The organism is Neisseria perflava (assembly GCF_002863305.2).
In the GTDB taxonomy this organism is placed as follows: Bacteria; Pseudomonadota; Gammaproteobacteria; order Burkholderiales; family Neisseriaceae; genus Neisseria; species Neisseria perflava_A.
Map to the genome: position 1 here is coordinate 1,650,686 of NZ_CP136962.1, position 16,257 is coordinate 1,666,942.

The 16,257-nt window shown below is 46.8% G+C and carries 16 protein-coding genes; 1 reads left to right on the forward strand and 15 read right to left on the reverse strand.

All coding sequences use genetic code 11. The annotated features are described in order from the left end of the window. Positions 1–56: 56 nt before the first annotated feature. The 15 genes from CYJ98_RS07620 to mraZ form a co-directional block, all read right to left on the reverse strand. A complete protein-coding gene (locus CYJ98_RS07620; protein ID WP_159068719.1) occupies positions 57–977 on the reverse strand; it encodes an SEL1-like repeat protein in 921 nt (306 codons plus the stop codon). Positions 978–1,042: 65 nt separating this feature from the next. After that, on the reverse strand, positions 1,043–2,182 hold the full coding sequence (locus CYJ98_RS07625) for an SEL1-like repeat protein (RefSeq protein WP_101756097.1): 1,140 nt from the start codon (positions 2,180–2,182) through the stop codon (positions 1,043–1,045). A 65-nt stretch (positions 2,183–2,247) separates the two neighbouring features. Then, positions 2,248–3,378, reverse strand: a complete 1,131-nt coding sequence (locus tag CYJ98_RS07630; protein ID WP_234395563.1) for an SEL1-like repeat protein — start codon at positions 3,376–3,378, stop codon at positions 2,248–2,250. Positions 3,379–3,460: 82 nt separating this feature from the next. Continuing rightward, positions 3,461–4,378, reverse strand: a complete 918-nt coding sequence (locus CYJ98_RS07635) for an SEL1-like repeat protein (RefSeq protein WP_070765624.1) — start codon at positions 4,376–4,378, stop codon at positions 3,461–3,463. A 52-nt stretch (positions 4,379–4,430) separates the two neighbouring features. After that, complete coding sequence (locus CYJ98_RS07640; protein WP_101756028.1) at positions 4,431–4,919, reverse strand: group II truncated hemoglobin; 489 nt, start codon at positions 4,917–4,919, stop codon at positions 4,431–4,433. A 115-nt stretch (positions 4,920–5,034) separates the two neighbouring features. After that, the gene (gene mraY / locus CYJ98_RS07645; RefSeq protein ID WP_004518887.1) at positions 5,035–6,117 is read right to left on the reverse strand and encodes a phospho-N-acetylmuramoyl-pentapeptide-transferase; all 1,083 of its coding nucleotides are present in this window, start codon (positions 6,115–6,117) and stop codon (positions 5,035–5,037) included. A 101-nt stretch (positions 6,118–6,218) separates the two neighbouring features. Then, complete coding sequence (locus CYJ98_RS07650; protein WP_049335337.1) at positions 6,219–6,368, reverse strand: hypothetical protein; 150 nt, start codon at positions 6,366–6,368, stop codon at positions 6,219–6,221. 15 nt (positions 6,369–6,383) lie between these two features. Then, positions 6,384–7,748, reverse strand: a complete 1,365-nt coding sequence (locus tag CYJ98_RS07655; RefSeq protein WP_101756029.1) for a UDP-N-acetylmuramoyl-tripeptide--D-alanyl-D-alanine ligase — start codon at positions 7,746–7,748, stop codon at positions 6,384–6,386. Positions 7,749–7,779: 31 nt separating this feature from the next. Next, positions 7,780–8,793 carry a DUF1887 family protein gene (locus CYJ98_RS07660; RefSeq protein WP_101756030.1) on the reverse strand — a complete coding sequence of 338 codons (1,014 nt, stop codon included), beginning with the start codon at positions 8,791–8,793 and terminating at the stop codon, positions 7,780–7,782. Between the two features lie 53 nt (positions 8,794–8,846). Continuing rightward, on the reverse strand, positions 8,847–9,368 hold the full coding sequence (locus CYJ98_RS07665; RefSeq protein ID WP_101756031.1) for a M23 family metallopeptidase: 522 nt from the start codon (positions 9,366–9,368) through the stop codon (positions 8,847–8,849). Positions 9,369–9,548: 180 nt separating this feature from the next. Beyond that, positions 9,549–11,027 (reverse strand): UDP-N-acetylmuramoyl-L-alanyl-D-glutamate--2,6-diaminopimelate ligase, encoded by a 1,479-nt coding sequence (locus CYJ98_RS07670; protein ID WP_101756032.1) that lies wholly within the window; start codon positions 11,025–11,027, stop codon positions 9,549–9,551. A gap of 26 nt (positions 11,028–11,053) precedes the next feature. Next, positions 11,054–12,802, reverse strand: a complete 1,749-nt coding sequence (locus CYJ98_RS07675; RefSeq protein WP_101756033.1) for a peptidoglycan D,D-transpeptidase FtsI family protein — start codon at positions 12,800–12,802, stop codon at positions 11,054–11,056. 78 nt (positions 12,803–12,880) lie between these two features. After that, positions 12,881–13,144: a cell division protein FtsL gene (gene ftsL / locus CYJ98_RS07680; RefSeq protein ID WP_003681879.1), complete on the reverse strand. Its 264-nt coding sequence runs from the start codon at positions 13,142–13,144 to the stop codon at positions 12,881–12,883. Positions 13,145–13,207: 63 nt separating this feature from the next. Then, positions 13,208–14,170, reverse strand: coding sequence for a 16S rRNA (cytosine(1402)-N(4))-methyltransferase RsmH (gene rsmH, locus CYJ98_RS07685; RefSeq protein ID WP_101756034.1), 963 nt, complete (start codon positions 14,168–14,170; stop codon positions 13,208–13,210). Continuing rightward, positions 14,167–14,622, reverse strand: a complete 456-nt coding sequence (gene mraZ / locus CYJ98_RS07690) for a division/cell wall cluster transcriptional repressor MraZ (RefSeq protein ID WP_101756035.1) — start codon at positions 14,620–14,622, stop codon at positions 14,167–14,169. The genes rsmH and mraZ overlap by 4 nt, the downstream gene beginning before the upstream one ends. 400 nt (positions 14,623–15,022) lie before the next feature. Between mraZ and CYJ98_RS07695 the strand changes: the two genes are divergently transcribed. Then, the gene (locus tag CYJ98_RS07695) at positions 15,023–16,174 is read left to right on the forward strand and encodes a class I SAM-dependent methyltransferase (RefSeq protein WP_101756036.1); all 1,152 of its coding nucleotides are present in this window, start codon (positions 15,023–15,025) and stop codon (positions 16,172–16,174) included. Positions 16,175–16,257 lie beyond the last annotated feature (83 nt).

Sequence of the window (16,257 nt, forward strand, 5' to 3'; positions counted from 1 at the left end):
TTCAAATTATTGTTTCTGTTTTATCCTAGGGTTTCAGACGGCATTTCATAAACCGCTCAATAATCCGATTCTAAACGACGGTAACCGTCACATCCTAGCCGATTACCGTTATTACATGCCATACCGAGCCACGCTTTGGCAACTCTTAGGTTTTGGCGGACACCTTGTCCATTAGCATACATCGCACCCACATTATATTGGGCTTTGACATGACCTTGCATTGCTGCCTTTTCAATCCACTTCACTGCCTGCACATAGTTTTGACGGACTCCTTGTCCATTGGCATACATCACACCTAAATTATATTGGGCTTTGACATCACCCTGCTTTGTAGCTTTACGATACCATTTAACCGCTTCGACATAGTCTTGGCGTACACCTTGTCCGTCGGTATACATCACACCTAAATTATATTGGGCTTGAGCATCACCCTGTTCTGCCGCTTTTCTATACCATTTTGCCGCTTCGACATAGTCTTGGATCATACCTTGCCCATTAGCATACATCACACCTAAATTAAGTTGGGCTTCAGCACTTCCTTGTTCCGCTGCTTTATGGAACCATTTCGCCGCTTCAGCATAGTCTTGATGTACGCCTTGTCCGTTGACATACATTACACCCAAATTGGATTGGGCAGCTGCATCCCCTTGTTCTGCTGCCTTGCGAAACCACCGCACTGCCTCTGCATAATCCTGGCGCACACCTTTTCCGTTGACATACATCAACCCCAAATTAGATTGTGCTCGGGTATCTCCCTGTTTCGCTGCTTTACGATACCACTTGACCGCTTCAGCATAGTCTTGACGCACGCCTTGTCCATCAGCATACATTACACCCAAAATATATTGAGCAGGAACATAACCTTGTTCCGCCACCCACAAAATTTTCTGAACATCAGGAACCTCTTCCGCATACACTGTTTGTCCTATACCGAAAACCAGCAAGGCTACCATCATTTTTTTTAATAATTTATTCATTTTAAAATCTATTACATTCAAATTATTATTTCTGTTTTATCCAAGGGTTTCAGACGGCCTTAGATTCAAAATTCTGTACCATCCAAGTGGCGATACCCCTCGCAGCCTTGCTGCAATCCATTCTGACATGCCTTACCAAACCACTCTTTGGCAAGATTATGATTTTGACGAATGCCTCGTCCGTGATAATACATTAACCCCAAATTATATTGAGCTTCAGCAAGCCCTTGTTCTGCCGCCTTGCGATACCACTGCACTACCTGTGTATCATCTTGACGGACTCCTTGCCCCTTGGCATACATTAAACCCAAATTATATTGAGCTTCGGCAACCCCTTGTTCTGCCGCCTTGCGATACCAATGTACTGCCTGCTTATCATCTTGACGGACTCCTTGCCCTTGAACATACATCACACCCAAATTTAATTGAGCCTTTGCATCCCCTTGTTCCGCTGCCTTGCGATACCAATGCACTGCCTGCCTATCATCTTGACGAACTCCTTGTCCTTGGGCATACATCCAACCCAAATTATATTGAGCTTGTACATCTCCTTGTTCTGTCGCCTTACGATACCAATGCACTGCCTGCTTATCATCTTGACGGACTCCTTGACCTTGGGCATACATCACACCCAAATTATATTGGGCACCCACTAAGCCTTGTTCTGCCGCCTTGCGATACCAATGCACTGCCTGTGCATCATCTTGACGGACGCCTCGCCCATTGTCATACATCACGCCCAAATTATATTGTGCATAAGCATCCCCTTGCTCTGCTGCCTTGTAAAACCACTGCACTGCTTGCGCATCATCTTGGCGGACTCCTTGTCCTTCTTCATAAGCCACACCCAAATTATATTGGGCACCAGCTAAGCCTTGTTCTGCCGCCTTGTGATACCATTTGACTGCTTCGACATAGTCTTGACGGACTCCTATCCCATCAGCATATTTTAAACCTAAATTATATTGGGCAACGGCATCCCCTTGTTCTGCTGCCTTACGATACCATTTGACTGCTTCGACATAGTCTTGACGGACTCCTTGTCCTTGAGTGTACATCAGACCCAAATTATATTGAGCAGGAGCATCCCCTTGTTTTGCAGCTTGAAGCGTTTCCTGAAAATCCGGCACATTATCCGCACAAACCTCCTGCACTAAGCACAAAGATAATAGGATTCTCATTATTTTTTTTAATAATTTATTCATTTTAAAATCCATTACATTCAAATTATTATTTCTGTTTTATCCTAGTTTTTCAGACGGCCTTTGATTCAAAATTCTGCACCATCCAAGTGACGATACGCCTCGCAGCCTTGTTGCAATCCATTCTGACATGCCTTACCAAACCATTCCTTGGCAAGAGTATGATTTTGACGAATGCCTCGTCCGTAATAATACATCTCGCCCAAATTATATTGAGCATCAGCTAAGCCTTGTTCTGCTGCCTTATGGTACCACTGTGCTGCTTGTACGTAGTCTTGACGGTCTCCTTGCCCAGTGGCATACACTACACCCAAATTAAATTGAGCTTTGGCATTTCCTTGTTCTGCCGCCTTGCGATACCACTTCACAGCTTGTACGTAGTCTTGCTCAACTCCTTGGCCATTAGCATACATTACACCCACATTTAATTGCGCAACCATATCACCTTGCTCTGCTGCCTTTCTGTACCACTCAATCGCCTGTACATAATCTTGTCTTACACCTTTTCCGCTAGCGTACATACCACCTAAATTATATTGTGCATCTACATTCCCTTGCTCTGCTGCCTTGCGATACCATTCTATAGCCTGCGTGTAATCCTGACGTCCCCCTTTACCATTTGCATATGCTAAACCCAAATTATATTGACCTGCCGCATCCCCATGTTCTGCAGCTCTACGAAACCATTTTAACGCCTGTGCATAGTCTCGCTCGACACCTTGCCCATTAGCATACAGCAAACCTAGATTTAACTGAGCAGCTGTGTTTTCCTGATCTGCAGCCTTATTAAACCATTTTGCAGCTTGAGCATAGTCTTGATTAATACCTTGCCCATTCTGATACAGCATACCCAAATTATTTTGGGCTCCAGTATCACCCTGTTCGGCAGCCTTACGATACCATTCTGCCGCCTGTACATAATCTTGACCAACACCTTGCCCTAGCTGATACATTACACCCAAGTTAAATTGAGCTTTAGCATTCTCTTGCTCTGCTGCCTTACGAAACCACTGCACTGCTAGCCTGTTGTCTTGACTAATACCCTGTCCATTCGCATACATTGCTCCAATACTTAATTGAGCTTCTGGATCTCCTTGCTCCGCAGCTCTCAACATATTCTTAAAATCCGGAATACTTTCAGCTAAAGCTGCCTGCCCTAACCCAAAGCAAGCCATCACGCCCATTATTATTTTTTTCATCGAAACCTTCATTCTAAAATCTATCACATTCCAATTATTGTTTCTGTTTTATCCTAATTTTTCAGACGGCTTTTAAAAAGATTCAATACCCTGTCTGATCCAATTTTTGATAAGCATCACAGCCCTGTTGCGATCCATTATGGCATGCCTTGCTAAACCATTCTTTAGCAACAGATTGATTTTGAGGAACACCTTGTCCGTAATGATACATAACACCTAAATTATATTGGGCCTCAGAATTTCCTTGCTCCGCTGCTTTACGATACCAATATAAGGCCTGCTTATCATCTTGACGAACACCGAATCCATTATGATAAGCCACGCCAAGATCTGATTGAGCTTTGATATTTTCTTGATCTGCTGCACGATGTAGCCATAGCACCGCCTGTTTAAAATCTTTTTGCACGCCTAAACCATGCATATACCTTGTAGCCACAGTATATTGTGCTTGATTATCTCCCTGCTCCGCCGCCTTTCGATACCATTGGAACGCCTTCTCAGGAGCTTTACCGACACCTAATCCGTTATCATACATAATGGCTAAATTGTATTGGGCATCAAGATACCCTTGTTCTGCCGCCTTTTCATACCATTGAGCTGCTTGATCATAATCTTGTTCAATGCCTTTACCAAAAAAATAGATTGTTCCTAAATCATACTGAGCTTTAGCAAAGCCTTGTGCAGCAGCTTTTTGAAACCAATATTTGGCTTGCTCATAATCTTGAGCAACACCTTGTCCCTTATAATATAATCCCCCTAGATTGCTCTGCGCTTCAACATCCCCCTGTTCTGCCGCTCTACGGAACCAATGTTCTGCCTGTTTATAATCTTTGGTAGCCCCTTTCCCCAAGTAATACATCAAACCTAAATTAAATTGGGATGCAGCATTCCCTTGTTTGGCTTCTTGCTCTGTTTCTGCAAAATTTGGGATATCACTTGCATTAGCCATCTGTCCGAATCCAAACAAAGCAACTGCTATTCTTCTTAACCAATTTTTCATTTTACATTCTCTCTTATATTCTTTAATGTCATAGCAGCATTTTCAAACAGACTTAATCTGAAAATTCCTCAAAAAATCCGTTTACACCGTAGCTACTCAAAATCTGCTGCAATTCCGGTGTGCGCACCCATGGGTCAACCGCCATTGGCGGTATAGGCGGTTCGATACCGTCTTCGTTTTGGTTACGACACCAATCTGCCATGGCAAAAACTTGGATTAAAACCGGCTCGGCAAGTGCTTTGTCGATGTCCAGTTCGCTCATGGCTTGGGCAAAGCAGGCGATCCATTCGTTGCGGACTTGTACGTTGACGGCAAAAGGCATATGGCGGGCACGCAGTTGGGGATGGCCGTATTTTTCGACAAAGAGTTGCGGGCCGCCGAGCCAGCCGCTGAAAAATTCGTAGAGCTTTTCGCGTATCAGGGTCATGTCTTCGCCGTGCATTTGGCGCAAGGCTTGGTATTGCGGCTCAAGTTCCATCAAGTCGTAGAAACGGTCGGTCAGGGTGCGGATGCCGGTTGCGCCGCCAAAAGATTGGTACATGTTTGGGGACTTTCTGTGTGGATTATTGCGGGATTTATTTTGAGACGTAGGATTCAGGCAAGCATGCTTACCTTACATAATGGCCGTCTGAAACTTTCAGACGGCCTTTGGAGATTTAGCGGATTTTAAGGGTACTCAAACCAATCAGCACCAAGACGATGGTGATAATCCAGAAACGGACGACGACTTGGGTTTCTTTCCAGCCTTTTTGTTCGTAATGGTGATGAATCGGCGCCATCAGGAAAATGCGTTTTTTGGTGCGTTTGTACCAACCGACTTGCAACATAACGGAAATGGCTTCGACAACAAACAGGCCGCCCATGATGACGAGGACAAATTCTTGGCGGATGATGACGGCAACGGTACCGAGTGCCGCACCGAGCGCGAGTGCGCCGACGTCGCCCATAAAGACTTGCGCCGGATAGGCGTTAAACCACAAAAAGCCGAGACAGGCGCCGCACATGGCGGTACAGAAAATCACCACTTCGTTTGCGCCGGCAACGTAAGGCAATTGCAGGTATTGGGCAAATTGGGAGTGGCCGCTGGCATAAGCAAAGATGGCAAGACCGGCGGCAACAAGTACAACGGGGAATGCGGCCAAGCCGTCCAAACCATCGGTCAGGTTAACGGCATTGGATGTGCCGACGATGGTCAGGTAGGACAATACCAAGAAGCCGACTACACCAAGCGGCAAGGCAACTTGTTTGAAGAAGGGAACAATCAGGATATTGTTGGCGGAATTTGTCGCAAGGTAGAACAATGCCAAACCAGCGATGATGGCAACGCTGGACTGCCACACCATTTTAAATTTGGCAGACACGCCGTTAGGGTCTTTATAAACCACTTTGCGCCAGTCGTCGTAAAAACCGAGTGCGCCGGTAGCAAGCAGGACGCCTAAGAGAATCCAGATATAAGGATTTGCCCAGTTGCCCCACAAGATTGTGGACACGGTAATGGCGGTCAAAATCAGCGAGCCGCCCATGGTTGGCGTACCGTTTTTGATCAGGTGGGTTTGAGGGCCGTCGGTACGGACGGCTTGGCCGACTTTAAGCGCAGTCAGCTTGCGGATGGTCCACGGACCAAGCAATAGGGAAAACGCCAAAGCAGTCAAAGCCGCCATGACAGCGCGGAATGTGGTGTATTGAAAAATATTCAGACCGGTTAACCAGTTACTGAAATGTGCGAGCCATAAAAACATGGGGCTTCCTTTTTTGTTTTTGTTGTTACAGCGGGCTTATTGCCCAATTAAAAATCAATCGGTATGCCGTCTGAAATTTCAGACGGCCTTATTGAGTAAGATTATTTCTCTACCACGCAAATCGGATAGTTTCCAGGATTCTTTCCGCCGCCCAAGTCCAAGCAGGTATCTTCATAGATAAATGCCTGTACTTTCATTCCGGCATAAAACGCGGCAATCAGCAAACCAGTCAATAGTAAAATCTTTTTCATATTTCAGACGGCCTTTTAAGCAGTTGTTGCTGCCAACGCCTCGACCACTTCTTCCATCTTCATAAAGCGCGAGCCTTTGACCAATACAGTAGCGCGTTCGGGCAAATCGTGGCTCAACACTTGAATCAGCGGATCTTTGTCAGCAAACCACAAACCTTCCGCGCCAAATGTTTCTGCCGCTTCAACGCTGTTATCGCCGACAAAATACGCGGCCTCGATGCCTTTATCCCGTGCATACGCACCAACTTCGGCGTGCATGGCGACTGCCTCATCCTCACCCAATTCGCCCATGTCGCCCATCACAAAAATACGCGGCGCAGGCATAGCGGCAAGCACATCAATGGCAGCTTTCATGCTATCAGGGTTGGCATTATAAGTATCGTCAATCAAAGTTGCATCTTTAATGCCTTGCTTGATATTCAGACGGCCTTTGATATTACTGAAATTTTTCAGACCGTCTGAAACTTCGGTAAGGCTCAAGCCTGCCGCCAAAGCCAGAGCCGCCGCTGCTACGGCATTATGCACATTGTGACGGCCGGGGACCGGCAGTACCACGGCAACACGTTCATTACCACGCACCAAATCAAATTCGCAGGACAACGGTTTCAACTCAATATTTTCCGCATGGACATCGCCACTGGCAACACCGAAAGACTGAGCGTTCAATTGTGCAGTAGCCGCTTCAAATGTAGCGATATTGGCATCTTCGCACGGAATCAACGCAATGCCGTCTGAAAGCAAACCTTCGTAGATTTCACTTTTGGCTTTGGCAATATCACCAACCCCATCAAAACCGCAACCAACATGCGCGCGCAAAGCGTTATTGACCAGAGCGACATTCGGACCGGCGATTCGGGTCAGCAAAGACAATTCGCCAAAATGGTTCATACCCATTTCAATGACGGCATAGCGGTGTTTTTCGTTCAGTTTCAACAAAGTCAGCGGCAGGCCGATATGGTTGTTGAAATTGCCGGCAGTCGCCAACACAGCTTCATCACCGAATCGATGACGCAATACGCCGGCCAACATCTCTTTAACCGTCGTTTTGCCGGAAGAGCCGGTAATACCAAAGACAAACGGATTCACATTTTCACACCACGCCTTCGCCAGTTTTTGCAAAGCCGCAAGCGTATCGTTAACCTTCAATGCGCCTTTCAAAGCCGCACAATCTTCGCGCGAGACTACAACCGCCGTCGCCCCCGCTGCCAATACATCTTCAACAAAGTCATGCGCGTCAAAGCGTTCACCGGCAAGCGCGAAAAATACGTCGCCGTCCTGAATATCGCGGCTGTCTGTAACGATACGCGAAACGGGTTGATTTTCAGACGGCATCGGAAGGTCGAGAGTTTGGCAGATGAAATTTAGGTCTAGTGGTTTCATGGTTTCTTTCGTTTGTTTTTTTCAGACGGCCTCACATAACCATCTGTAAATGTTTCATCATAGATTTAGGCGTAACAAAAGTTAAACCGTACATACTGCCTAATGCCACTGCCTGGCTTTCCTCTAAATCGGCAACCAGTATCACAAAGCGGTCATCCGGCAAATTCAATCGTTTTTTCAAGCGTACATATTTTTCAATGTCTCGTCTGAACTCCCCTGATTTACATTCCACCACAACCGGCTCTTTACCCATCGGCAAAAATACAACATCTAACTCCTGTTTATCTTCATTGTCGAATTTGACTTTTACATTTCGAGCGCAAGAAAAAGCATAATCCTTACCTTTGTGTTTTGCTTCTTCAAGCATTTTGCCCAGCGCAAACCATTCAAGCCAACCACCACAAAAAAAGTGCTTGATGGCAGTAGCACGTTGCAGATTCAAGCGAACAATTTTTTCCTGTTTCTGATAGAAATACTTAGAAAACAGAGTATGGCTATAAAATTGTCGGCATAGATTATTCATTGTTTGCCCATCTTTTTGCGACATTTTGCCTATATCCAAACTAATGCTTGTGTGGTTGTGACTATATGCCCAACTAATCTGCCCCAACATATTTTTAGTAATCTGATAATTGTTGCCTAATTTAATGGCAGCCTCATCAAAAAAACCGCTCATATTGACCGCCTGAAAGTTAAACATCGGCACAATATTGGCTCGGGCAAACCATTGCCGTATTGGTTCATGTTGTTTTTCAGTAGCTAAAATGTCGGTTTCCGATAAATTGACGCCTGCCAGCAGATTATAATTTTGATTTTCCGAACCAGTATCTTGCTGTGTATTTTCCTCCCTGCCGTCTTCCTGTTGCTTCAAAGCCTGCAATTCCCGGTTCACTGAAAAATAACGTTCCAACAATTTACTGACAAAAAATAAAGTGTCGTAAACCTTAACCGGAGCCGTGCATTTTGGACAAGCAATTTCACTCATTCCAGATTCGTAGTAATGCTCATTCATGCAACCGCATTTATTGCAGCGAAAAATACCCATAATATTCCCTTATTATTTGTTTCAAAATTTATTTCAGACGACGTTTGAAAATTTTATCTTTCCTGATTAATCAGCGGATACGGATTTACCGCGCCGCTGGGCAGATACACGCCGTAATGCAGGTGGGCCGGTGTGGTTTTAGCGTTGCCGGTTTTACCGACATAGCCGATGACCTGCCCTTCTTTGACTCGCTCATACAGGCGGATACGGGCAAATTTATTCAGGTGGGCATAGTAATGCCACGCACCCGGCCCTTGAATACCAATAACTTTACCGCCCAATCGGTTGCGCCCGATTTTGGTTACGATGCCGGGCGTGGTACTGCGTATCGGCGTATTTTTCTTAGCAAAAATATCCACACCTTCATGCCTGCGCCCCTGACTGCGCGCCGCGCCCCAAGTATCGTCAAAACGTTTGCCTTTAACAGGATTGGGCAGGCTTTGCTCGGCAGGAGGCTGTTGTGCCCTCAACTGCTCGATTTCGGCAGTAGGACGCGGAAGTTGTTTGGTTGTACAGCCTGCGAATAAAACTACGGCTGCACTGATTAATAAGGTTTTTGTCGGCATTTTCAGCATCAAATCGGTCTCCTTGTTGTCCAGACGGCCTTGTTAAAAAGTCCTCTAAAACAAACAACTGTGATGGGTTTAATGGCTGACGTGCCGTAATGCGTGTGTCGTTTTGCTTTTGTTGTATATGTTTAAATCTTTTTCAGACGGCCTTAAGGTTTCGGGTCGTCTGAACATTTGCGATATGGCTTAACCGCGCTCTGCCAACGCTTTTTCTGCGATTTCAAAATCGGAGAAATGGTGCTTCACGCCTTGTACATCCTGATAGTTTTCATGCCCTTTACCGGCAATCAGAATGATGTCGTTCGTGGCAGCCTGCTCAACCGCATAACGGATGGCGACGGCACGATCAACTTCGACACGTTCAGGATTAGGCACGGCAGGCAGGATGTCGTTGATGATGTCTTGCGGATTTTCCAAGCGTGGGTTGTCGCTGGTTACGACAACTTTATCCGCACCCTGTACGGCTGCTGCGCCCATCAATGGACGTTTGCCACGGTCGCGGTTGCCGCCGCAGCCGAAGACGCACCACAAAGCCGCGCCCTGCGGTTTGATTTCCTGCAAGGTAGAGAGTGCTTTTTCCAATGCGTCAGGTGTGTGGGCGTAATCGACGACGACCAAGGGCTTGCCGCTGTTCATGATGCAGTCCATGCGACCTGAGGCGGGACGGATTTTTGCCAGTACAGCCAATACTTTATCAAGCGGATAACCGTTGGCACAAAGCAAGGCGATGCAGGCGGCGAGGTTTTGTGCGTTGAACCGTCCAAGCAGACGAGTGCGGCATTTTCCTTCGCCCCATGGGGTTTGGAATACGGCTTCCATGCCGTCTGAAGAGGCGGTGAAATCGGTAATGCGGATGTCGGCGTGTTCACTGAAACCATAGCCGTAAACGGCTAAATCGGGACAGTCTTTTTTCAGACGGCCTGCGAGTTCCGCACCGTATTCATCATCGACATTGATGATGGCGTGTTGCAGACCATGCCAGTAGAACAGGCGCGATTTGATGGCACCGTAGGCTTCCATGGTACCGTGATAATCGAGGTGGTCGCGGGTGAGATTAGTGAAGATTGCACTGCAAAACGGCACGCCGTTGACGCGTGATTGGTCAAGGCCGTGGCTGGAAACTTCCATCGCGGCGGCTGTTGCGCCTTGCTGGCGGAAGCGGTAGAGCAGGGTTTGAACATCGACAGGAGCAGGCGTGGTATGCGTGGTCTCTTCCAATGCGCCCCAAAAACCGTTGCCGACTGTGCCGATAATGGCGGTTTTTTCGCCCAACAGATCGGCAGCTTGCGCCAGCCATTGTGTGATAGAGGTTTTGCCGTTGGTACCGGTTACGCCCCAAACTTTAAGGCCGTCTGAAACATTGCCATAAACCTGCGCCGCCAACATACCGGCGCGATGTTTCAGATCTTTAATGCCTTGATTGGGAACGTTCCATTCGGGATTCCATGTGAATTTTCCGTCATCATCCCAAAAAACAAAGGTTGCACCGTTGGCGATGGCGGCAGGAATATAGTTACGGCCGTCTGTATATTCGCCCTGGCAGGCAACGAAAATGTCACCCTGTTTAATTTGTCGGCTGTCTGAATGCAACAAACGCCCTGCTGCGTTTTCACACAGCAGAGGCGGAAAGTTGGTTTCAGCCAAGGGAGTTAACTTGCTGAACATAAACAATGTCTCTTTGATTGTTTGGATTATGACGATACTTTGACAGTAGCGGTATTACTTAAAGGTTTGGTCGGGGAAACGCCCAAGATGTTCAAGCTTCCGCTCATGACTTCTTTGAATACGGGACCGGCAACCACGCCGCCGTAATAGCCGTTGGCAGTCGGTTCGTCGATGGTAACGGCCACAATCACGCGTGGATTTTTAGCCGGAGCAAAACCGATAAACGTACCGACGTGCTTGTTGTCTACATAGCGGCCATTGACCAGTTTACGCGCCGTACCGGTTTTCGCACCTACGTCAAAACCATCCACAGCACCGGCAGTACCGGTACCGCCGGCTTCAGTAACGGAAACCATCAACTCGCGCACTTTTTTCGCAGTAGAGGCTTTGATGACGCGCTTGCCTTTAGGTGCAACCGCTTGTTTTTCAAAGCTGACCGGCAACAATTCGCCGTCATGGGTCAAGACAGTATAGGCACGCGCCAATTGCAGCAGGCTTAATTGCAGGCCATAACCGAAAGACATAGTTGCCTGTTCGATTTTTTGCCATCTGCGCCAGCTTCTCAACAAACCTGCAGTCTCACCAGGAAAGCCTGAATGCATGCGCACGCCTACACCTAAATCGTGATAGAAATCGTACATTTCTTTAGGCGTAAACATGGCAGAAAGTTTACTGGTACCGACGTTGGAAGATTTTTGCATAATGCCGCGCACATCCAAAGTAGGATAAACGTGGGTATCTTGTACGGTAGCCGGACCGATTTTGTAAGGCAGGGTATTAAATGTGTCGGTCGCATCCACTTTGCCTGAATCCAATGCTTTAGCAATGGTAAACGGCTTCATGGCAGAACCTGGTTCAATCATGTCGGTTACAGCGCGGTTGCGGCGCTGTTCGCTATTGGCTTGACCCGGTTGATTCGGATCGTAAGCCGGGCTGTTGACCAAAGCCAAAATTTCGCCGGTTTGCGCATCCAATACCACAACAGTACCTGCTTTGGCTTTGTGATAAGCCACCGCTTTGTTTAACTCGTCATAAGCCAGCGTTTGAATACGCTGATCCAAAGACAAAATCATGTCTTGGCCGTTTTTAGGCACGCTGTTGCGCGGAGAGTCGAGGCTGTCTACGATGTTGCCTTTGTTGTCGCGCAATACGACTTTCGCGCCATCTTCACCGCGCAGGCTGTCTTCACGAGAAAGCTCCAAGCCCTCCTGACCTTTGCCGTCGATATTGGTAAAACCGATAACATGCGCAAACAGATTGCCCATCGGGTAATGGCGTTTCAATTCTTTTTGGAATGCAATGCCTTTAATGCCCAATGCTTTGATTTCTTCTGCTTTCTCGTAGCTGAGTTGACGTTTCAAGTAGATAAAGCCTTTGTCTTTTTTAGACAATTTATTTTTCAAAACTTCAACAGGCACATCAGCAATGGCCGACAATTTTTCCAACTGCTCGTCAGTCGGCATTTCCTCCATACCGGAAGGCATGGCATACAATGATTCGGTAGGCGCACTCAAAGCCAATGTAGCACCATTGCGGTCGGTAATCATACCGCGTGATGCCGGCAGCGGAAGCGTACGCACAAAACGTTGGTCGCCCTGATTTTTCAAAAATTCATGCTGACTGGTTTGCAGATAAACCCCGCGTACCAACAGACCGGTAAATGCCAGCGCAACAGCGCCCAGCACCAAACCGATTCGCCCGTTACTTGTCAGCGGCTTTTTCGTTTTTGTTGTTCCAGACAGCATTTGAGGTTTATATTCGTTCTTAATTAACATGTTGAACTTCTCATGACTTAGCTGCTCAGTGAGCCATCAAATCCCGTAAATCTTGCACCAATGCAAGGCTCTGTATTCTTATTTTTTGCGTTCCAGCATAGCCGTATTATGCGCACCCGGAGGAAGCAGATGTTGCTTTTCGGCCGCCACTTTAATCAACTTGTGGTTTGCCAATCTTGCTTGCTCCAATTTCAGGCGCGCGTAATCCTGTTCCAACTGAATTTCCCGTTTTTGTGCCTTATCCAACTCGATAAAATGCAAACGGGACTGGTTTTGCTTAAACACTACGGCAAAGGCTGAGACCGTCACCAAAACCAGTAATAAAATATTCAACTTACCCATCTCAAACTTTCAGACGGCCTGTCAACAGGACTATCTCTTACGACAGCGTTTAGACGCCATCCCCTACTCAATAACCGAAAATTCGCCACTGCTTCGCTCCGCCACACGCAAAACTGCACTGCGCGCACGCGGATTGGCTTCAGTCTCTGTCGAATCCGGTTTGATTGCTTTGCCCACAGCCTTCAAAGGCGGCTGAGGTAAATCCGCTTCCTTAACCACTGCCCAACGGGGCAATGGCGCATGTTGCGAATATTTTTTAATAAACTGCTTCACAATTCTGTCTTCCAGCGAATGGAACGCAATGACAGCCAAGCGTCCACTCTCTTTCAGACGGCCTGCAACCTGCGGTAAAACTGCCTCTACCTCTTCGAGCTCGCGGTTAATAAAGATGCGAACTGCTTGGAAGGTGCGCGTTGCAGGGTCTTGTCCGCGCTCACGAGTACGGACGTTTTGCGCCACAAGCTGCGCCAACTTGCGGGTTGTATCGATGGGACTCTCCTCGCGTTGCGCAACAATGGCGCGCGCAATCTGGCGACTAAACCGCTCTTCACCATAATTCTTAATTACCTCGTGTAAATCCTGTTCGGATGCGGTTGCAATCCATTCTGCCGCAGACATCCCACGAGTCGGATCCATCCGCATATCCAACGGCGCATCAAAGCGGAAACTGAATCCGCGGCTGCCATCGTCAATTTGCGGCGACGAAATCCCCAAATCAAAAAGCGCACCGTCAATCTTATCGATGCCCAATTCATCCAAGGCCGTCTGAAATGTCTCAAAACCATTGTGTACGACACTGACGCGTTTATCTTGCGCTGCCAGCTCATTGGCTACCGCAATCGCCTCAGGGTCTTTGTCAAAAACAACCAAACGCCCCTGCTCACCCAAACGCGACAAAATCAGTCGGGAATGCCCTCCCCTACCGAACGTACCGTCCACATAAATCCCGTCTTCACGGATTGCCAACGCATCCACCGCCTCATGCAACAAGACAGTAACATGCTGATAATTTTCAACTTTACTCACAATTGCAAATCCGTTTGACTCAATTGGAAAGCCAATTCATCAGGATCGATATCCAAAGCCTGATTCATTTCCTCTTCCCAATGTTCGCGGCCCCACAACTCCATACGGTTTGCACGGCCAACCAAAGTAACTTCTTTTTCAAAATCCACGCGTTTGCGCAGATTAGCCGGAATCAAAACGCGTCCGGCTCTGTCCCACTCCAAAATCTCCGCATTGTGCAGCAGCAAATTCTGATACCGTTGTAAAGATTCATTGCCGGCCACTTTCAACTTCAAAATCTGCTCGGCTTTTTCTTCCCAAACGGGCTCGGGATACATCAATAATTTTTTTCGGGAATCCAGTGTGACCACAATTGCAGGCGTATAACGGCGCAGCAAAATATCGCGGAATTTGGCAGGAATCGCCAACCGCCCTTTACTGTCCATACTCAATTCATGAGCACCGCCAAACACATCACACCCCAAATTCGATTAAAATAAAACAGAGTGGGATTAAAAATCCCACCTTCCTAAAATCTTTCGTTTTCACTTCCACGGAACACTTTTTAGGAAAAAGTAACCACTTTCACCCACTATGCCCCACTAACCGACACTATAAGAAATTTTGGCAATCAGGTCAAATCCGTTTCTTATCTGAAATAAAACACTAAACGATTTAAATTCAACATCTTATATATGTAATGATGCATGACATATGGGTTTATTAAGTGTCTCGTTTAGCATTAAATACTATATGTAGTATTATTTATAGTATAAAATACTACATATAGTATTTTTATACTCAATTACCACCCCTCTCATAAGGGGCTATAATATACAAACAAATTCAAATTTTTTACATTATCTAACAGTCATGAAGCCTCAACTCCCCCTCCCCTCCCCTAATGCACAAGCCTCTTCAGCACACTTAACCAAGCTCATAAAAAACGAAATTGAACAACATCAAAACTGGATACCCTTCTCCCGTTTTATGGAGCTTGCCCTTTACACACCTCAATACGGCTATTACAGCGGAGGCAGCCATAAAATCGGTACAGACGGCGACTTCATTACTGCCCCCACCCTCTCCCCTCTATTCGGACAAACCCTTGCCAAACAACTTGCCGAATTACTGCCGCAAACAGCAGGCAATATCTACGAATTTGGTGCAGGCACAGGTCATCTCGCTGCCACACTCTTGCAAAACCTTTCAGACGGCCTAAATCATTACTATATTATCGAACTATCAGCAGAGCTTGCAGAGAGACAACGCCAATATATTCTTAAACATACTTCCCCCGAAGCAGCCACAAAAGTCATCCACCTCACCACATTACCCGAACACTTTGACGGCATCATCATCGGCAACGAAGTATTGGATGCCATGCCGGTTGAACGCTTGATTTATCAAGATGACGGGTTTCAACAAATCGGCGTCAGCCTAAAGAATGACGAGCTAATCGAAGCCATCAGACCATTAGCCCAAGCCGAACTTACGCAAACAGCCGCCTTATACTTCCCTCCCCTTCCCTCATACACAAGCGAGCTGCATCCGGCACAATATGCCTTTATCCAAACCCTGGCCGCCAAATTGCAGCGCGGCGGCATGATATTTATCGATTACGGCTTCGATGCCGCTCAGTATTACCATCCGCAACGTAAGGAAGGCACATTTATCGGCCACTATCGCCACCACACCATCCATGATCCGTTTTTCAATATCGGTCTGACCGATTTGACTGCGCACGTTAATTTCACCGATATTGCACGTGCCGGCACGGAATCAGGTTTGGACTTAATCGGCTACCTGCCCCAATCTTATTTCCTGCTCAATCTCGGCATCACTGACCTGCTGGCACAAATCGGCAGCCCGGATTCGGTTGAATATATCCAAGCCGCTGCCGCAGTACAGAAACTGATACATCAGCACGAAATGGGTGAACTTTTTAAAGTGATCGCTTTTGGCAAAGACATCGATATTGATTGGACAGGCTTTAGCCACGGCGATATTTGCCATAAGCTATAGCCTGACAACCTACTTTTTATTTTTTAAAAACAATAAGAAATAAAAAAAAGCTAAATTAGCGCTTGCCAAATATTCAAAAAAAA